Origin of the sequence: uncultured Idiomarina sp. (assembly GCF_964010655.1) — a bacterium.
GTDB lineage: Bacteria > Pseudomonadota > Gammaproteobacteria > Enterobacterales > Alteromonadaceae > Idiomarina > Idiomarina baltica.
The window spans coordinates 79,745-99,156 of record NZ_CAXGLS010000001.1 but is presented as its reverse complement, the minus strand read 5'-3'; the positions used below and the strand labels follow the sequence as shown (position 1 = coordinate 99,156).

At 46.4% G+C, this 19,412-nt stretch carries 14 protein-coding genes and 1 tRNA gene; 6 read left to right on the top strand and 9 right to left on the bottom strand.

All coding sequences use genetic code 11. From position 1 onward, the window contains the following. Positions 1 to 102 precede the first annotated feature (102 nt). The 4 genes from ABNS04_RS00450 (at position 103) to yghU (ending at position 4,948) form a co-directional block, all read left to right on the top strand. A complete protein-coding gene (locus ABNS04_RS00450; RefSeq protein WP_348671156.1) occupies positions 103 to 2,073 on the top strand; it encodes a ligand-gated channel protein in 1,971 nt (656 codons plus the stop codon). Positions 2,074 to 2,076: 3 nt separating this feature from the next. Beyond that, a complete protein-coding gene (locus ABNS04_RS00445) occupies positions 2,077 to 3,129 on the top strand; it encodes a PepSY-associated TM helix domain-containing protein (protein WP_272977961.1) in 1,053 nt (350 codons plus the stop codon). Continuing rightward, complete coding sequence (locus ABNS04_RS00440; protein WP_272977959.1) at positions 3,122 to 3,952, top strand: DUF4198 domain-containing protein; 831 nt, start codon at positions 3,122 to 3,124, stop codon at positions 3,950 to 3,952. The genes ABNS04_RS00445 and ABNS04_RS00440 overlap by 8 nt, the downstream gene beginning before the upstream one ends. A gap of 132 nt (positions 3,953 to 4,084) precedes the next feature. Then, positions 4,085 to 4,948, top strand: coding sequence for a glutathione-dependent disulfide-bond oxidoreductase (gene yghU / locus ABNS04_RS00435; protein WP_272977957.1), 864 nt, complete (start codon positions 4,085 to 4,087; stop codon positions 4,946 to 4,948). A gap of 169 nt (positions 4,949 to 5,117) precedes the next feature. On the opposite strand, the gene ABNS04_RS00430 is transcribed toward yghU, so the two are convergent. Together ABNS04_RS00430 and ABNS04_RS00425 are read right to left on the bottom strand one after the other, a co-directional pair. After that, positions 5,118 to 5,516, bottom strand: a complete 399-nt coding sequence (locus ABNS04_RS00430; protein ID WP_040488096.1) for a DUF805 domain-containing protein — start codon at positions 5,514 to 5,516, stop codon at positions 5,118 to 5,120. Positions 5,517 to 5,526: 10 nt separating this feature from the next. Further along, on the bottom strand, positions 5,527 to 6,954 hold the full coding sequence (locus ABNS04_RS00425) for a DUF945 family protein (protein ID WP_348671152.1): 1,428 nt from the start codon (positions 6,952 to 6,954) through the stop codon (positions 5,527 to 5,529). Between the two features lie 171 nt (positions 6,955 to 7,125). On the opposite strand from ABNS04_RS00425, the gene ABNS04_RS00420 reads away from it, so the two are divergent. Beyond that, entirely contained in the window at positions 7,126 to 9,318 is a 2,193-nt protein-coding gene (locus ABNS04_RS00420) for an OsmC domain/YcaO domain-containing protein (RefSeq protein WP_272977589.1), read from the top strand. Between the two features lie 216 nt (positions 9,319 to 9,534). After that, entirely contained in the window at positions 9,535 to 10,332 is a 798-nt protein-coding gene (locus ABNS04_RS00415; RefSeq protein ID WP_272977590.1) for a CsgG/HfaB family protein, read from the top strand. A gap of 11 nt (positions 10,333 to 10,343) precedes the next feature. Here ABNS04_RS00415 and ABNS04_RS00410 read toward each other — a convergent pair whose 3' ends face one another. The 7 genes from ABNS04_RS00410 to dnaG form a co-directional block, all read right to left on the bottom strand. Beyond that, positions 10,344 to 11,717 (bottom strand): hypothetical protein, encoded by a 1,374-nt coding sequence (locus tag ABNS04_RS00410; RefSeq protein WP_272977591.1) that lies wholly within the window; start codon positions 11,715 to 11,717, stop codon positions 10,344 to 10,346. Between the two features lie 153 nt (positions 11,718 to 11,870). Beyond that, positions 11,871 to 12,974 (bottom strand): Fic family protein, encoded by a 1,104-nt coding sequence (locus tag ABNS04_RS00405; protein WP_272977592.1) that lies wholly within the window; start codon positions 12,972 to 12,974, stop codon positions 11,871 to 11,873. A gap of 295 nt (positions 12,975 to 13,269) precedes the next feature. After that, positions 13,270 to 13,345, bottom strand: a tRNA-Ile gene (locus ABNS04_RS00400). A gap of 51 nt (positions 13,346 to 13,396) precedes the next feature. After that, a complete protein-coding gene (locus ABNS04_RS00395) occupies positions 13,397 to 14,836 on the bottom strand; it encodes a HAMP domain-containing sensor histidine kinase (protein ID WP_131382113.1) in 1,440 nt (479 codons plus the stop codon). A gap of 28 nt (positions 14,837 to 14,864) precedes the next feature. After that, a complete protein-coding gene (locus tag ABNS04_RS00390) occupies positions 14,865 to 15,641 on the bottom strand; it encodes an amidohydrolase family protein (protein ID WP_272977594.1) in 777 nt (258 codons plus the stop codon). Between the two features lie 58 nt (positions 15,642 to 15,699). Further along, entirely contained in the window at positions 15,700 to 17,535 is a 1,836-nt protein-coding gene (gene rpoD / locus ABNS04_RS00385; RefSeq protein ID WP_006954237.1) for an RNA polymerase sigma factor RpoD, read from the bottom strand. Between the two features lie 102 nt (positions 17,536 to 17,637). After that, on the bottom strand, positions 17,638 to 19,383 hold the full coding sequence (gene dnaG, locus ABNS04_RS00380) for a DNA primase (protein WP_348671151.1): 1,746 nt from the start codon (positions 19,381 to 19,383) through the stop codon (positions 17,638 to 17,640). Positions 19,384 to 19,412: the final 29 nt, after the last annotated feature.

The following is a 19,412-nucleotide window of genomic DNA, read 5'->3' as shown; positions in this document are numbered from 1 at the left end:
ACGTATATTTGCAAATAAAAACTATTCTCATTTTTATATATGGAGAACATTGTGTATCTATCAAACACGCGCGGCTTAAAACTGTCAATCATTGCCTCTGCCATTTGCACCTTCACTTTATCAGCAAATGCTAACCCGCAACAGTCAGATTACCGCGCAAACCATTCTCATAAACGTGAAAAGCCCATGGAGGTTTTAGTTGTCACTGCGTCCGGTGCCGACAAGACTTTACGAGATGCACCTGCGTCAGTCAGTGTCATTTCTGGTAAAGAATTATCACAACGTTTTTACAAAGATCTGACCGATGCACTGACCGATGCGCCTGGGGTTATTGTCACCAATGGTGGTGACCGACAAGACATCAGCGTTCGCGGAATGAGCAGTCAGTACACCTTGATTTTGGTCGATGGACAGCGCCAAACATCACGAGAAACACGACCTAATAGTGACGGTCCGGGCGTTGAAGGCGCGTGGACACCGCCCTTAGCAGCTATTGAACGTATCGAGATAATTCGCGGCCCAATGTCTTCGCTATATGGTTCGGATGCTATTGGCGGTGTCATCAATATTATAACCAAGAAAACACCGCAAGAATGGCGCAGCGAAGTTCGTGTAGACTCCGTTGTACAAGAACGCAGTGACTCCGGTAATAGCTACCAAGTTAACCTTTTTACCTCTGGTTCGCTGATTGAAGACACCCTCGGACTGCAAGTGTATGGCGGATATACACGTCGACTTGAGGACGATATTGTGGATGGATATCGCGGTAAAAAAACCGACCATGCGACCGTGAAACTCGCTTACACACCAACGGTCGACCACGAATGGCTTTTTGAGGCAGGCACTAACTCACAAACCATAGACGCCACACTGGGTAAAACCGTTGCGCCCCTAGCGGCGGGTGAAAGTTGTGGCCGCCGCGGTTGTCCTGAGTCATCCACTACCGAGTATGACAATCAAAGTTACTCCATTGCTCACAACGGTCAATGGGGGCTTGTCGGCGCTCGAAGCTATCTAAAACGAGACGAATACGACAACAATGCGCGTCAGATGTACATAACCAATACCGATTTCCAAACCGTATGGAATGTGCCACTCACCGTTGAGCAGCCAATTACACTCGGCGCCGCATATCTAAAGGAAGAGTTAGAAGATCGCACCAGTAACCAAATTAGCGACCGCACACAAATCGATAGCTCTCAATGGTCAGTATTTGCTGAGTCAACATGGCCTATCGCAAAACACTTCGAGCTCACAACCGGCTTGCGTTACGACGATGATGAGTATTTTGGTGACCAATGGAGTCCCCGGGTCTACGGCGTCTACCACTTATCACGAGCCACCACACTAAAAGGTGGCGTATCCACCGGCTTTCGAGCACCTAACTTACGTCAAACCACAGAGGATTGGGGGCAAGTCAGTCGAGGGGGAGATATTTATGGTAACCCCGACTTGCAAGCCGAAACATCGGTTAACTACGAACTCGGTTTATATACCCACTTTAGTCGAGGAATAAAGAGCTCAGTTATCGTTTTCTATAACGAGTTCGACGATAAAATATCGCGTATTGCATGCCCCGTCACTCAGTGTACCGGCGGTCCCAATCAGTTCGGCTCTATGCCCACAACGTACGTCAACGTGGATGAAGCAGTGACACAAGGTGTTGAAGCCACTTTTGATGCACGATTTAACAAAGCTTGGAAACTGAGCGCGAACTACACCTTTACGGATTCGGAGCAAAAAACCGGTGAATATAAGGGCGAGCCACTCACACAGCTACCCAAGCATTTGGTACAAACGTCGCTCAATTGGAAGCCTTCCGCGGCAATGAATACCTGGTTACGCGTTCATTATCGTGGCGAAGAGAGTCAACCCACGACTGGACCTTCGAGCGGTTCACTGATTGCTCCTTCATATACGCTGACCGATTTGGGCATCAACTACTTCCTCACACCCGATATTAAGGTCGGAGCCGGTATTTATAATCTATTTGATAAGCAAATTGGTGTCGAAGAGTACGGCTATATCGAGGACGGACGCCGTCTGTGGGTTTCTCTTGGCTGGACTTTTTAATCGATGCGCGCACGTCAATTTTGGAATATTAAAAACTGGCATTGGGTCAGTTCCGCGATTTGTTTGGTCGGCATGCTGCTTTTTTCTGTGACAGGTATCACCCTCAACCATCCCACCGTGTTTGAGGGTGATGCTGAGATCACTCAAATAGAGGCTGACGTTCCCTCCGCTATTATGGCGGGTTTAAATGCCGAGCGACCTCTGAGTCAGGCGTTTCGTCAGTGGTATCAAAGCACCACAGGTAACCCATTACCTGATGCCGTTAACGCACAATGGAGTGAATTTGAAATGTACGTATCGTTACCACGTGCGGGGGGTGACCGTTGGTTTTCAGTCGACCGAGAGTTACATACCTTTTATCAAGAAACCACAGACCGTGGCTGGATTGCTTATCTCAACGATTTACACAAAGGCCGCAACACTCACTTTTTATGGTCGCTGTTTATCGATGTCTTCGCACTGGCCGCCATTCTATTTTCAGTAACCGGCTTGTTGCTTTTGAAAAAGTACGCCAAGGGTCGTAAAACTACGTGGCCATTGGTTGCCGCAGGTCTGCTCATACCTGTATTACTTTTGATTCCAAACCATAGCTCCGCCAATGAACTCAAGGTTGAGCTGCCACGCCTCTCAGTCTCTGAATATCATCCACCTTATCTCGCGGTGTGGCTGATGGACAGTGAGCGCAAGAAAGTCGCTGATGTCGCTATCTGGTATGACACTCAACTTGCTGACAAAGAAGGTGAAAAGTGGCTTAAAGATATGCGCTTATGGTGGCGCCGCAGCGGGCGCTTTTTAAGTATGCCCGTCGATGGGATCTCTGGCGCAACCCGACAACCGGGTTCACATCGAATCGACCTCAAGCCACTGACTCAGGTTATCAGCCAACGGCCTCCGCAATCTTACACCTTGTATATCGAGGCAGCGCGCGAACTCGGTGGACGCGAGGTACTGCAATTTAATTTCCAATGGCCATTAAACAAACCACTGCAACACACCGAGCAAGGCGACAACGAGCTCGGTACTGTAATACTTACTCTGGAGCCTTTAAATGATTAAACGTAAACCCTCACAACTATTACTCATGGGCGTGTTACTAACATCGAGCCTCTCGGTCAACGCCCACCGCTTATGGATAAAACCGAACACCACGACAGTATCCGGTCAAGATGAATGGGTCACCTTTGATGCCGCTATCGCTAACGGTATTTTTAACCCAGATCACTTTGCCATGCCTTTAGACCGCCTCACGGCATACAATCCAGACGGTCAGCCCATTGAGTTGCAAAATCAGGCGAAGCTGAAATACCGAAGTGTATTTGATCTTCAGCTCACCCAGCCGGGCACCTATGAAGTCAGTATGAATAGCCGCAGCCTGCAAGCCAGCTGGCAAGATGATCAAGGGAAGCGGCAGCGTTGGCCCGGCCGTGGGGAAGTGGGTACGCTCGAAGGATTTCACCAGCACGTACCCCAAGATGCAAAAGATTTAAAAGTCTTCGACAGTGCCCGTCGGGTGGAAGTATTTGTTACCGCGGGCGCGCCAAGTCAAAAGGTCATAACACCGACTGGTAATGGACTTGAGCTTAATGGCAAAACCCACCCCAACGATCTCTATACCGGAGAATCGGTATCACTAGGTTTCTTATTCGATGGCGAACCAGCTAAAGATGCACAGGTGACCCTTGTCCGACAAGGCGAAAAGTATCGTGATAATAGTAAGCCGATGCGCTTTACCACGGACGCTAGAGGCACCTTTGAAGTGAGTTTTGATGCACCCGGTATGTACTTTATCGAGGTTGAATATAAAGACGATCGCGCAAAAGCGCCAGCGATGGTGAGATTAGGTAACTACTCAGCCGTCATTGAAGTATTACCTCTATAACGTGTTCAGGGCGCGCCAGCGCCCTGATTATTTTACACCCTACGGTAAAAAATTCCTCGCCGAGGCAAATCCAAGCTGAGCTAACTTTGGTATCTTTTAGACGCGTTGTACCCAACCAATAGAGGAACTTTTATGTCGAATAATGCTTACGTCCCACCCAAAGTATGGGAGTGGGAACCCGGTAACGGTGGTAAATTCGCCAACATTAACCGCCCAGTTTCTGGTGCGACTCACGAGCAGCCACTGCCCAAAGGGGAACACGATCTTCAACTCTATTCCCTGGCAACACCCAATGGACAAAAAGTAACTATCCTACTTGAAGAACTCCTTGAGGCCGGCGTTAAAGAAGCCGATTACGATGCCTATCTTATTAACATATTAGAGGGAGAGCAGTTCTCGAGCGGATTTGTTGAAGTTAACCCAAACTCAAAAATACCCGCTCTGCTGGATAAAAGTACCGAACCGGGCACACGCGTGTTCGAGTCAGGCTCTATTCTTCTGTATCTTGCTGAAAAATTTGGTCACTTTCTGCCAACCACGCCTGCTGCACGTGCCGAATGTCTAAACTGGTTATTCTGGCAAATGGGCAGCGCCCCTTTGCTAGGCGGTGGCTTTGGTCATTTCTATGCTTATGCTGACGAAAAGTTAGAGTACCCAATCAACCGCTTTACGATGGAGATCAAACGTCAATTAGATGTACTCGATAAGCAACTTGCCAATCATGAGTTTATTGCAGGAGACGAGTACAGCATCGCAGATATGGCTATTTTTCCGTGGTACGGAGCGTTAGTTCGCAACGAAGTTTATGAGGCTGCTGAGTTTATTCAAGCGCGCACCTATAAAAACGTACAGCGCTGGGCCGAGCAGTTATCACAGCGCCCTGCGGTTAAACGCGGTCGTATGGTCAATAAAACCTGGGGTGAGCCAGAAGAACAGCTGCATGAGCGCCACAGCGCTGAAGACTTTAAGACTAAAACACAAGATAAAATCGGCTAGAAAAGAAAAAGCCCCGAGTAAAGGCTCGGGGCAAAATATATCCAGGGAGTATAAATTTGTTGTCTGGTGTTCTCCAGAAAACGACTGCAATTATCAATACTTACGGTGACAACTTCGTTTCGGATTCATGACAATTTGATGAATCTCTCAGTTAGTTTTGATTGTCGCCTTAAACTGATATCGAGCCTTCGTCTTCCTCTTGCTGAGCTTCTTTAGGATTTGGGCCATACTTATTCGTACCCGGCTTACCCGCTACACAGGCAATACCCAAAATAATAAAGGGTCCCGCGATAGGAACGAATACCAGTAAATAAAGCCACCCTGTCAAGCCAACGTCGTGCAAACGCCGAACAGCAACGGACACGTTAGGTAATAAAATAAATACACCATAAAGACCCGTAAATAGACCCACGCCGAACTCTTGATCCCATAGTCCTAGCGTGATGTCTAGAATAGCCGCAGCAATATAGAACAACAAATTAAAGAGCGTGAACATCCAAAATTCCGTCCGAGTAGAACGGGACTTGAAATCTAAATAGCGTCGCAACGCTTCTAAATACCACTTCATAAAAAACCTATTATTGTTGAAGTGCTTGCATTATCGGCAGTTCGTTTCCGTTAAGTACAAACTTACCATCTTGCAACGTAAATTTGCTCACATAAGCATCATCTTGCTCAGTAATAAAGCCCTGTTGAATCAAAGCTGAAATAATAAGCGGCGCCTGCTGCTCAGCTAGTTGTTGCATTTTCTCAGGATCTTGTCTTGTCGGCGGTAGCTGGTTTTTAAGCTGCATCAATATTTGTTTTTCTGCAAGCCATGTAGCAAGCGGCTTGTCGATCGAGAGATTAGCATCAGAGTTCACATGAGATAGCCAAAACACCTGATTATCGATGGGCTGAGGTAATTTATCGATGGCGGCCAATTGCATCATCATATCCGCATTCATATCGCCTTGCTCGAACGAAGCTTTGAGCGCATCGATTTTAAGCGAAGGCTCAGCCTCAGAGAATTGCATCAAACGCTTAACGAAGAACTCCTTTTGTTCCTCGAGAAGAACCTCAGGATGGGCGGTCGCATCTTGGTTTGCCGCCAACTTTTGAAACGCCTCAAGCACCTCAATATTTAAATTATCCATGGATATGTCTAGCGCTATATCATTAACACTAATAACCGACGAAGTGAGCGATTCAAGTGTCTGAGCAACAGACATACTTGCATTGACTTCATCTTCCCCGATATCCGAGCGAGTGTTCATTTGATAGTTACTTAGTACTAAAGGTTGCTCCATTGTCTTATCTTCAAAATAAAACTGAGCAATGGAAAGCGATGACTCGCCCTCATAAACACTGCCTTTTAATAATTTTTCAAGCGGTGTTTCAGCGTTAATATCGAACTTCATGTCTTTAAGATCGACTCGCGCCCCACCCTCGGTAGCGAGTTTAAACTGCTCAAAACCACCGCCATATTCGATATTGTCGCTATCAATAGCGCCACGTCCCTGATAACCGGAAAAATTCACCGCTACACCGTCGCCATTCTCGACAACTTTAAACTTGGCAATTCGGTCACGGTACTCCCCACCTCCGAATAAACCTAAAGAGCCTGTCATGTGATACAAAGCATCACCATCGCCCCACTCAAGGTACTCGCGTAACTTGTCGTCCACAAGTTCAAGTTTCCATGAAGCTAAGCCGATTCCTGCATCATATTTTGTCAACAATAAACCATGTTGTGCTGATAGTTGGAATTCGGCGTTTATTTCTTCAGGGAGTTCCATTCCGTCATCGGTCATATTACCGAGTTTTACTGTAACTAAAATTGTCCCTTCCGAACTAAGATAGCCACTCTGAAAGTCGACCAGTTTAGCATCGTACGCTGGCTGAGAATCTAATGCAGCCACTTGCGCCTTAACCTGACTCTCAACAACCGAGCCTGTAAAGTATGGACTCACAGCAAATGCTGCCACAACAGCAGCTGCGCCGCCTAGAAACACTTTTTTGCTCATTTCTACACCTTATTTAGATCAGTTTATTTTGTAATTATTTTGTTGCCATTTTGTCACAAGTTGGGCTGCGGCGCATTAAGAAATATCTTAATTTTCGTGATTTTACCCATGACGCGGGCATCAAAAGACGAGATAATGCGCGCTTTGTTTTAGCAATCAGGTCGAAGCGCTATGGAAATCAAAGTTAATTTTTTAGAAAATCTCAAACTCGAAGCTAAGTTTGACGATTTCACCGTTATTGCCGATCAGCCTATTCGTTATAAAGGTGACGGCTCTGCGCCTAGCCCATTCGACTATTTTCTCGCATCATCAGCCTTGTGCGCGGCATACTTCATTCGCTTGTACTGTAATGCGCGCGATATTCCAACGGAGAATATTCGGTTATCGCAAAACAATATCGTCGATCCCGAAGACCGCTATAACCAGATCTTTAAAATTCAGGTCGAACTCCCAGAGGATATTTCGGACAAAGACCGCCAAGGTATTCTCAGAGCCGTAGAGCGCTGTACAGTCAAACGTGTGGTGCAAACTGAACCTGATTTTCAGATTGAGACCGTCGATAGCCTCGACGACAGCGCTCAAGCTCTCTTGATGGGGGCGCCAGACGGCGATCAAACGACCTTTATTAAAGGCAAAGATTTACCTCTAGAGCAAACCATCGCCAACATGACTCAAATACTGGCTGACTTGGGCATGAAAATCGAGATCGCTTCTTGGCGCAATATCGTGCCAAACGTGTGGTCTCTGCATGTGCGTGATGCCGCATCGCCGATGTGCTTTACTAACGGCAAAGGCGCGACAAAAGAAGCCGCCTTATGCTCTGCATTAGGTGAGTTCATTGAACGCCTCAACTGTAATTTCTTTTATAACGACCAGTACTTTGGTCAAGAGATTGCGCAAAGCGAGTTTGTCCACTATCCCAACGAACGTTGGTTTGAGCTCACCGAAGACGACAGCCTACCTAGCGGCATTTTAGACGACTATACACGTGCTATTTATGACCCTGAAAACGAGTTAGCTGGCTCGAATTTAATCGACACCAACTCCGGTAATATCCAGCGCGGTATCTGTGCGCTACCGTTTCAACGCCACTCGGATGGTGAAACGGTGTACTTTCCTTCTAACTTAATCGAAAACCTGTACTTAAGTAACGGTATGAGCGCCGGTAATACGCTCGACGAAGCGGTTGTCCAATGCCTATCTGAAATATTCGAACGCGCCGTCAAGCGCGAAATTATCGAAAATGAAATCGCATTGCCTGACGTACCGGACACCGTTCTTGAGCGCTTTCCCAAACTCGTAGAAGGCATCAAGGGACTAGAAGAGCAAGGCTATCCCGTATTAGTAAAAGACGCCTCGCTAGGCGGTCAATTTCCTGTAGCCTGTGTCACTCTGATGAACCCTCGCACCGGTGGTGTGTTTGCCTCGTTTGGTGCGCACCCCAGCTTAGAAGTTGCTCTTGAGCGCAGTCTCACTGAGCTTTTACAAGGGCGCAGCTTTGAAGGATTAAACGACTTACCTGCGCCGACTTTTAACCAAATGGCTGTTACCGAGCCCAATAACTTTGTCGAACACTTTATCGATTCCTCAGGTGTAGTGTCGTGGCGTTTCTTCAGCGCACGTTCAGAATATGAATTCGTCGACTGGGACTTTTCCGGTTCAAATCATGAGGAAGTGAACACCTTGTTTGGGATTCTTTCTGATTTAGGCAAAGAAGCCTATGTCGCCGTTTATGACGAACTGGGTGCACCGGCATGTCGTATCCTCGTGCCGGGTTATTCAGAAGTGTATCCCGTAGAAGATTTGATCTGGGATAACACCAACGTGGCACTGCAATTCCGCGAAGATATTCTAAACCTTCACCGTCTCGGTGACGATGCCCTCGCGGATTTAGTCGAGCGTTTAGAAGAAAGCCAGCTTGATAATTACATGGACATCATCACGCTGATCGGTATTGAGTTTGATGAAAATACTGTGTGGGGTCAGCTCACGATCTTAGAGCTTAAATTGCTTATCTACCTTGCGTTAGGCGAACATGCGCTCGCGCTAGAGCATGTGGAAATGTTCCTACAATACAACGACAACACCGTTGAACGCGTTTTATTCTATCGCGCCGTGGAAGCCCTTCTTGAGGTCGAGCTCGACGAAGAACTCGAACGTAGCGACTTTATTTATAACTTCCGCCGCATGTTCGGCGATAAAACCATGGATGCAGTCGAAAGTTCCGTCGATGGAAGCCTGCGCTTTCACGGTCTGACGCCCACCGACATGAATTTAACAGGCCTCGATCGTCACTTGCGTTTGATTGAAAGTTATAAAAAATTGCATGCCGCTCGAGCGCGAGTTGCTGCAATAAGTTTATAGCTTTTGATAGCTGCTCCTGCCTCTCGTTGAGGTGTTGAACTCTGGTGAACCTTTAAAACTACATGTTTTTGGGCTTAGTCTCACTAAGCCCTGCTCGATCTTCCTGCCAGACGCCTAATACAGTCATCTCTGACACTTACGTCATTCATTATCGTTTGCGCCTTTCGTCACCATGTACAAAATTAACCTGTCAATTTTCACAACAGTCACCAGGTCATGAAGAATTCATTAAATCAATTTTTTATTACATGTTTTTGTACCGTCTCTTTAAGCGCTTGTGTCAGTACTAGCCCCAGTCTAGGCGGTAGTTCTGGAAACACCATTACGGGAGCTGCCGGCGGAGCGCAAAGTCAGGGCGAAAACAAAGCGTTAGAACGCTGTGAAGCGCCTTTGGGAACACTCTCCATCTACGAAGATACTAACGAAAACTGGTGGTATGACTATCGACGCATGTACCCCCAACTGGGCACAACCGTGCCGCTCATACGTGTCATGATTCAGCAGTCAAACTGCTTCGTCATTGTTGAGCGAGGTAAAGCAATGCAGGCACTAGAAACCGAACGAACACTCATGGAAAGCGGAGAGTTGCGAGAGCAAAGTAACTTTGGCAAAGGTCAACTGGTAGCAGCCGACTACACAGTCAGCCCTTCGATTCAGTTTTCTGAAAGTGGTACACAAAACGTAGGAGGCCTACTCGGAGGTTGGGCAGGTATTGTTGCAGGCGGGCTATCAAGTAATGAAGCAGCAACCACCCTGTTGTTAGTCGATAACCGTTCTGGTGTACAAGTCTCCGCAGCGACAGGTAATGCGAAGAATTGGGACATCAGTGCCTTTGGTGGACTATTCAGTGGACTCTTTGCCGGTGTTGGTGGCTACACTGACACACCCGAAGGCAAAGTCATTTCAGCCGCATTTATGGACTCATATAACAATATGGTCAAATCACTAAAAAACTATAAAAGTCAGCGTGTGACTGGCGGGCTAGGTCGAGGAGGTGCGTTGGGCGTCAATTAGACGCCCAACCATTAGCTCACAACAGGCACGCCAAATATGGCTTCTATTCTTCCCTGAAGAGACATCCCATCGACGCGATGTTTAGAAGCCTTGTCGAGCAACTTGTTCCAGCGCATGTAATTATCCTTATAGAGCTTTATTGATTGATCCGATGAAGCGCCCGAACCATTCCAAGCCCTACTGTTTTCTAAAGCCACACCTACCGAAGCCATACTGACGGCAACAGTTCCTTCTAATACATTTTCAGGAATTACAATACCGAGACCAGCAGAGCCAATCGAAAGCATTGCCGGTAAGCAAGAGCGTCCCATATCAAGTAAGTTATCACGCCATGAACCTTGCCGAGCGTTGATTGCTGAAAACGTATCTCCAAACAAGCTACTGTGAATATCTTCGAACTCCTCAGCACTCCATTCATGTACAAATCGCTTACCGCTATTGTGGTCGCGTGCCTGCGCTCGAATCACCGTTTCATCTCTTACTTTAAAGAGTAAATCCAATAGCTGAGTAGGTGTAGTGACCTTCTTCTGCATTAACAAGGCGTAAGCATAAGGAAAACTTTGTAACGCCTCTGACTCTGTTTGAGAGATGGTCTGTAGTTGATTAATCGTAGAATTCTGTTGTAACTGACGACCCAAATAGCGCCACAAAAGAGCGCTCTGTTGCGACTTAAGATCTTCGATTGCAGGGGCTGCCACGTAAACCGCGCGATGCTGTGCCGCCAATTCATTAACAAAATTAACGCGAAAGCGATCGATCAAACCAGAGATCAACTTCCCCTCACCCTCTGTTTGGGATGCGGCTTGAGAAAATGCCTTATTAAAGTCATCAACGCTCGGTTGGTCAATGGCCGCGACATCAGCGATACTAACCAACAAACCGGCTACACACTTCGACCCCCGAAAGTCGTTTCGCTCTAACGTTTCCTTTGCCAAACGCTTACGTTCAGTAAAGTTAAGAGCCAACCCCTCAAGCAAACATTGCTTAAAAAGCTCCGCATCATTTTTATCAACTGCCTTTTGTTGTACCCATTTTGACGGACTTTCAAGCCACTCCTTAATCAATAACGAGGATTGAGCAACAGCTTCCTGACAGCAATTGAGCCATTGGTCAGTAACAACTAACGAAGTTTCACGCAGAAGCGAGTGATACAAATTGTTGTGATTTTTTAAAATGGCCTTGTCTTCATCTTGAATTGAGCCATCAAACCACACCTCCGACGACATCGCCAAAGATTCAATCACATTGAGCAGTTGCATGACTTGCTGTCGATTTAACTGCTTTGGACGTGAGTCTGCCCCTAACATCAAACTCATCGATAGATTCAGTTGGCGCGCATTCAACAACGAGCCACCCGTATAGTTCTGAATAGATAACGTCTTCATAATTAACGTTTTTGCTCTTTAAACCCTGTCCAACTAACACTTTATCAATAACTAGTTTGATAGCAAGTTATACCGATTATAAGTCCTGCATTGGCGGTTTTGACGATTTTGATCTCAACTTCCGTTGTAACTACCGCTTGAGATTAGTTTGCTTCAAAAAGGTTTAATACGATTACTGTCTTTTGTCATTAACGTCATCAACCGCGGATGCACAAATAATTTTTCCTTTCCTGAATCAACCTCTTGTAGCACGCCAATATCTGCTAACTGCTTTAAATAGGTTGAAGCCGTCTGGCGTTTTGCAATATCACGCTCAACCAGATTGCTAATACGGCAATAAGGCTGTTCAAAAATAAGCTGAACAAGCTCGTAGCTATATATTTTTGGTAGCTGAGCCTTTACATAATCGGTTGTACTTTCCATGAGCGTTCTAATCGCTGTGATTTTTTCACAGGTCCATGTTGCGGTTTGCTCGACACCTTTTAGCATAAATAACAACCACTCTTCCCAGTTCTGATCTTTAGTGACTTGATTCAAGAGGCGATAATAGTCTTGCTTATTATGAACGATGAAGCGACTCAAATACAAAATAGGCAGTGTTAGAAGACCCGATTCAATAAGGTATAAAACGTTTAAAATACGACCTGTTCTGCCATTCCCGTCATAGAAAGGGTGTATAGCTTCAAATTGATAATGGCTAATCGCCATCTTTATAAGTGGATCCAGATCGTCGTCATTATGAAGGAATCGCTCCCAGTTGGTTAACAAGTCGCGAATCACATCTTCACCGTTTGGCGGCGTATAGATAGTTTCGCCTGTCGTTTGGTTTCCTATAAAAGTCCCCGGTACTTTGCGAATATCCATTTCGGAGTGCTTTAAAGTACTGCATACCTCAATAGCCGTCGCCGTGCATAGCGGCTTTTTCTCAAGTTGTATAAAACCTTGGTATAGCGCAGTTCGGTAACGTAATGCTTCCTTGGTTGCATGATCAGCACCTTTACCCCCTTGCGCATACTGAAAAAGCTTATCGGTCGTGGTAACAATATTTTCAATTTCTGAACTATCCTTTGCTTCCAGCAAAGGCAGCAAGTTGATTAACATGCTTTGATTGGGAATGAGCTCTCCCGCCTTTTTTAACTCCGCTACAGCAGCACGTGCAGAAATACAGGCCTTCAGCACAGCCCTAGTTTCTATGACATCTAGGTTGGGTGGTAATGTCGGTAATTGGTTATACGGCTGCTCTGCTTGCCAAGTCATGTTTAAATTTCCAGTCTAAATCGACATAAATGAATTATGGTTTCAGTTTATGTCGTTCCAATCGACATATCAATCTAACGTGTCGATATTTTCTTGTTTTTTCGACATAAATTATTTTTAGGTCGAGATCATCGACACACCAAGCCTTATCAACCCAAACAAATGGATAGCTGTCACAGCACAATATTGCTAACGTTGTAAAAAGCAGAGTTGCATGAGCTATTCTAAAAAGTAGCACAGAGGTAGCACCAACCAATTTTGGTTAGTGGTAATTAACACTGAAAGGCTGTAAAAATGGTGGCCCCTCGCAGATTTGAACTGCGGACCAACCGATTATGAGTCGGGTGCTCTAACCACTGAGCTAAGGGGCCACTTTAGAAGTGAGTCGCTTAGAAAGCGGCGCAAATTATACGAACTTTTTGCTAGCTTGTCATCGGTATCTTTAAGATAAATCGAGAGATTTCGCCGTTTGATTGAAATTCGACCGACCCTTTTAAGCTGCTGACAAGGTCCTTCACCAAACGTAAGCCATCTCCGTAACGTTCAGGTTTTACATCATCAAACCTAAATAAGTTCTGCTCGACATCTCGGCGTACACTCGGATTTTCGTCGACAACTTCCAAAACTACGTTGTCGTCCTGTTTGCATACACGGATAAATATCTCGCCCGCCTGCGGACCAAATTTTAATGAATGTAAAATAATGATATCGAGCGTAAAGCGAAGCAGTAGCGGGTTCGTTATCACATGCACATCGTCATCACATACAGCTGCAATTGTTTGGCGGTCGTTCGCATGACGTTGTTGATGAAAGTCTGCCAATGCTCGTGTCCAACGATTCATCGCTACTTCCGCAACGGGTCCCTGCTTTTTGTGACGAACATCAATTTGTGCCAACGCTTGGCAAAGATATTCGGCAGCATCGAGTTCTCGCTGCAATTTCTCGAACTGGTGAGTCGACGTATCCGAAACCACCGTTGTAACATCCCGCTGCAGTTGTTCAATACGTCCGCGCAGTTCCTCAGCAAATGCGAGTGCTGCGCGTCCGATAATCGACAATTCATTAATCTGTCCGAGTTTCGCTTCTAACGAGTTAATCGCACGCTCTGCATTGTGTCGTTTTTGCCGTGCCTGATACAACAATAGTAAAAATGGCTGCACATCGTTAATGGCTGATGTGGTGGGCACGGGCGCAGCTTCGTCATGAAGTTGTTCTGTTAGCTTCTCTCGCTCGGTCAGCCAGCCTCTCTCAAAGTTACGGTTACGTACCAGCATCATGGTGCCAATCACAGCAAGTAAGCCGAAAATGCCGAATAGCACACCGACTAAACTTGCAGGGACCAATGACGTCCGCTTCATTAACCAAGCAGCTAAACCCCGGTGAGTGGTGACCGGGCAGGAGACGGTAATCACCGCAGCATCCACTGACTGTCTGACAGACGTAAGTATGTTGGATTCATCGACGGCTTGCCGTGACAAGGCACTGAGCAGTGCCATTTCGGACTGAGGCACGTCGGTTTTAATACTTGACCCTACATAGGTAGGAAAGGCATAGCCAAAGAATTCGCTGGCGACATCCCAATAACCCCCCTCGACTCCCTGAAGTTTACTCGTTTCGCGGTACATAACCTGCTGCAACAAGTCGGGGTTAGTGACCTGATAGTGAGGCTCTGCGTTGGTGGGGTAGAGTTGGGTGATTTCTGTACGCACTTGCTCACAACTCGACGCAAGTCCTTCAGTTGAACGACTGATCAGCTGTGATGGCGAATACCAAAATGTGAGACCAATACCGAAAATAGCGATGGCGATGATTGTCATCGCCATCCAACGGTTCTGGTTACTTATTGAGGAGAGCGAATACACGCGCCACCTTATCTAGAAATTAAACACCTTAGGGTAGTTTATAAAACTCTTTGGCGTTTTGGTAGAACACTTTATCCGCGGCATCAGGGTCATCAAGTGCTTCAACAATGGTGTCAATATCACTCGGCTCAAACCCGCGATTACTACGCGTACCCGGTAAGTCTGTGCCAAACATTAGACAATCAGGGTTCGTCTTATAGAGCGTCTTAATTGCTTCTGTAATATTCACTTCGGTACGCCCAAAGCCGCTTGCTTTGATATTCACACCGCCCTCAGCTAATCGGCGCACTTGAGAAAGGCCTGACTTAGCCATACCCAAGTGGTCCACGCTCAATTTAGGCAACTTCAACAATGTAGGCACCATATCGTCAAGTTCACGACTATCGACATAAATTTCCAAGTGCCACCCTGCTAAATCCCAGATACGACGCCCGAATTCGACAATCCCTTCGATATCTCTATGTACACCACGCTTTAAGTTAACGCGGACACCACGGATACGATGCTCATTAAGTTGCTGAATTTTCTCATCACTGACACTACCCGGTAACTGAGTAACGCCGACATAATTATCCCCCAGGTTTCCAAGCGCTGCTTTCAAATAGCGTTGCTCGAAGCCCTGAAAGGAACCTGAAACAATGACGCCACCTTCGATAGGCATTCCTGTCACAAGGCGGTTGTAATCGTCAATGTAAAAAGGCTTTGGGATGTGACCTTGGTTTTCTATCAACGGAAACGCATCATCATAGATATGAAGATGCGAGTCTATAATCCGTTTTGGCCAATGTTCACGATTAATTCCCATACTGCCTCCTTTCTTAGTAACAGAATCACTCAAGTAGAGCTTGAGCAATTACATACGGTTACTCATCCAAAAACGATTTAAGTTGCTCTGAACGGCTTGGATGACGCAATTTACGCAGTGCTTTTGCTTCAATCTGACGGATACGTTCACGCGTTACATCAAACTGTTTACCCACTTCTTCGAGCGTGTGGTCAGTATTCATATCAATACCAAAACGCATACGCAACACTTTCGCTTCACGAGCAGTCAATCCGCCGAGTACGTCGCGCACAGAGTTACGCAAGCTCTCTGAGGTAGCCGAATCAATCGGTAAATCCAGAGTGTTGTCCTCGATAAAGTCACCTAAATGCGAGTCTTCATCATCACCGATTGGGGTTTCCATCGAGATCGGCTCTTTTGCAATCTTGAGGACCTTACGGATTTTATCTTCCGGCATCGCCATCCGCTCAGCCAATTCTTCTGGCAGCGGCTCACGGCCCATTTCTTGTAGCATTTGACGTGAAATACGATTGAGTTTATTAATGGTCTCAATCATGTGCACCGGAATACGAATTGTACGAGCTTGGTCAGCGATCGAGCGCGTGATCGCCTGACGTATCCACCATGTCGCATACGTCGAGAACTTATAACCACGGCGATATTCAAATTTATCGACCGCTTTCATCAAGCCGATATTACCTTCTTGAATCAAATCAAGGAACTGCAGACCACGATTGGTATATTTCTTAGCGATTGAAATAACCAAACGAAGGTTCGCCTCCACCATTTCCTTCTTGGCTCGGCGCGCTTTTGCCTCACCAATCGACATCCGGCGGTTAATATCCTTAACCTTGGCAATAGTAAGGCCTGTTTCTTTTTCTATTTCATTTAACTTCGTCACACAGCGTTCGATTTCAACGCGTGCTTCTTGTAGTGTGGTTGCATAGTCAACGCCCGCAGAAATCTGCTCATCAACCCATGCTAAACTATTTTCGTTACCCGCAAACGCTTTCATGAATGCACGCTTAGGCATACCGGCTTGTTCAACCGCCGCTTTCATGACCAAGCGCTCTTGAACGCGCACACGCTGCATCATGGCACGCATGTCTTGAACAAGACGGTCAAACTGCTTAGGAACTAAGCGGAACTGCTTAAACAGATCGCTAAGCTTATCAATTTCAACGCGTGCGTCTGGATGTTCACGACCAAACTGAGTTATAGCTTGGCGAGTTGCCTCGTATTGCTCGCGCAGTTCGGTGAATTTCTGACGAGCAAACTCTGGGTCAATGCCGCTATCATTTTCTTCCTCGTCATCATCATCCTCGTCATCGTCGTCCTCATCCTCAAGCTCATCTTCAGAGAGCTCAGAACCAACGTGAGTTGCACTTACGGGCGCTTCATCAACCTCATCAGGGTCAATAAAGCCTACAATGATTTCGGTCAGGCGTAACTCTTCGGCCTCATAAGAGTCCCATTGCTCTAGCAAGAAATTAATTGCTTCGGGGTACTCCGCAACAGAACACTGAACTTGGTTGATACCGTCTTCGATACGCTTAGCGATATCGATCTCGCCCTCACGCGTTAACAGCTCAACAGTACCCATTTCACGCATGTACATGCGAACAGGGTCGGTGGTACGGCCTATTTCACCATCCACAGTAGCAAGTGCTTGTGCAGCTTCTTCAGCTGCGTCCTCGTCCGCCGCACTTTCGGACATCATCAAATCATCTGCATCAGGCGCACTTTCAAAGACACGGATACCCATGTCATTTATCATGCGAATGATGTCTTCTATTTGATCGGAATCAACGATTTCCTGCGGTAAGTGGTCGTTCACTTCCGCAAACGTAAGAAAACCTTGCTCTTTGCCTTTCGCAATGAGAACTTTTAACTGTGATTGCCGATTCTGCTGCATACAGAGATTCCACCTGTCACTTTCTACGAGAGTACCCAAAATGACCTAAAACTATAGCATAATGGCTAATTTTAAGCTACCAAAACGCTGATTATAGCCTAGTCAGTTACGTGTTCTTAAATGCTTAACCAGCATTAAATATTCTTGCTTTTCCGCTTTATTCAAGGGCGTTTGTTGCCCCTTTTTGAGCAGTTCGTCGGCTCTTTGTTCCACATATTGGTCAATTAAATAAACAAAGATATCCTTAAACTCCTGCTCCATATTGTGTTCATCAAGTCCATGTTGCCACACGGCAAGCTTTTCTAGTGCTTTTTGATACGGCGTATCGCGCCAATGCTCTAGCACCTGGGCTGTCGTCATATCACGCTCATTACACTGTTGATGAAGCGCGATAAATAAATCCATACCTGGCAACTTAAGTTCGCCTAACTCTGCTTTAACGGGCACCTCTTTCGCCAACTGCGGATACTGCACGATAAGAGCAACGGCACGGCGCAACGGCGTCATTTTTACCGCATCTGGTTTTGCCTTGCGTTGCTGCGGCGTGTCAACATAGCGTTCCAGTTGCGACGTTTCCCTTCTTAAGAGCTGTGCCAGTTTTTGCATTAGCGACTCACGATAAAAGTCACTGGCAATCCGCTCGATACGCGGTTTCGCCTCACTTAATAAAGCTGAGCGTCCAGACTCTGTATTTACATCAACGTCTTCCGACAAATGCTCGAAAAAGTAATCGACAAAGGATTTAGCCTGATTTAAGTAACGCTCAAACCCTTCCTTACCACTACTTTGAACCACCGAGTCAGGATCTTCACCCTCAGGTAGAAATAGGAAGCTTAAGTCGATACCATCTTTTAGCAACGGCAGTGCATTTTCTAACGCCCGCCACGCCGCATCTCTTCCGGCTCGGTCACCGTCATAACAACACACCACTCTATTAGATGTACGGAATAAACGCTGTAATTGTTCAGTAGTCGTTGCTGTCCCGAGAGAAGCGACCGCGTAGTCGATACCGGCTTGCGCTAACGCGACAACATCCATGTAACCCTCAACAATACAAATTTGCTCGGGTCGGCGTAGACGCTGCTGCATATTCCAAAAGCCATATAGCTCTTGGCCCTTATGAAACAAGCGTGTTTCGGGTGAGTTCAAGTATTTAGGACCGTCACTATCAATCACACGTCCACCAAAGCCAACGACACGACCTCGACGATCGTGGATGGGAAACATCACGCGATCACGAAAGAAATCGAACTTTCGACCCTGGTCATTAACATTGACCAACTTCAAATCGATGAGCTGTTGACGCGCACGTGGCTCAACGCCCATGGTGGTCAACAAACTATCCCAGGCATCGGGGGCATAACCGATTTGAAACCGTTTGACAATGTCACCCGATAAGCCGCGTTGCTTTAAATAAGTAATTACTTTTTCTGAGTTCGCGTGATGCTTGAGCTGATGCTGAAAAAATCGCGTACATTGCGCCATCAATTCAGTGTCATTTTTTAGCTGTGCCTGCTGTTGGTGTTGTTTTTGTGGATCATGACCCTCTTCACGAGGCACCTGCACACCTAAACTTGAGGCCAACTCTTCGACGGCATCGGGAAAGTTTAGGCCATCAAACTCCATAATGAAATCGAGTGCATTACCGTGTGCACCGCACCCAAAACAGTGGTAAAACTGCTTATCGGCACTGACCGTAAACGAAGGCGTTTTTTCATTATGGAATGGACAACACGCCTGATGGTTTTTCCCTGCTTTTTTTAAAGGTACACGGCTATCCACTACTTCGACGATATCAGCTCGCTCAAGTAGGTCGTGGATGAAGCTTTTCGGAATGAGTCCTGCCATGCCCTCAACTTATCTTTTATCTTCGTCTA

Excerpts from the sequence above, each read along its gene's own strand:
- ABNS04_RS00415 (WP_272977590.1), top strand. The coding sequence starts at position 9,535 with ATGAAGAATTCATTAAATCAATTTTTTATTACATGTTTTTGTACCGTC.
- ABNS04_RS00410 (WP_272977591.1), bottom strand. The coding sequence starts at position 11,717 with ATGAAGACGTTATCTATTCAGAACTATACGGGTGGCTCGTTGTTGAAT.
- ABNS04_RS00405 (WP_272977592.1), bottom strand. The coding sequence starts at position 12,974 with ATGACTTGGCAAGCAGAGCAGCCGTATAACCAATTACCGACATTACCA.
- ABNS04_RS00430 (WP_040488096.1), bottom strand. The coding sequence starts at position 5,516 with ATGAAGTGGTATTTAGAAGCGTTGCGACGCTATTTAGATTTCAAGTCC.
- ABNS04_RS00445 (WP_272977961.1), top strand. The coding sequence starts at position 2,077 with ATGCGCGCACGTCAATTTTGGAATATTAAAAACTGGCATTGGGTCAGT.
- ABNS04_RS00425 (WP_348671152.1), bottom strand. The coding sequence starts at position 6,954 with ATGAGCAAAAAAGTGTTTCTAGGCGGCGCAGCTGCTGTTGTGGCAGCA.
- yghU (WP_272977957.1), top strand. The coding sequence starts at position 4,085 with ATGTCGAATAATGCTTACGTCCCACCCAAAGTATGGGAGTGGGAACCC.
- ABNS04_RS00390 (WP_272977594.1), bottom strand. The coding sequence starts at position 15,641 with ATGGGAATTAATCGTGAACATTGGCCAAAACGGATTATAGACTCGCAT.
- rpoD (WP_006954237.1), bottom strand. The coding sequence starts at position 17,535 with ATGCAGCAGAATCGGCAATCACAGTTAAAAGTTCTCATTGCGAAAGGC.
- ABNS04_RS00440 (WP_272977959.1), top strand. The coding sequence starts at position 3,122 with ATGATTAAACGTAAACCCTCACAACTATTACTCATGGGCGTGTTACTA.
- ABNS04_RS00420 (WP_272977589.1), top strand. The coding sequence starts at position 7,126 with ATGGAAATCAAAGTTAATTTTTTAGAAAATCTCAAACTCGAAGCTAAG.
- dnaG (WP_348671151.1), bottom strand. The coding sequence starts at position 19,383 with ATGGCAGGACTCATTCCGAAAAGCTTCATCCACGACCTACTTGAGCGA.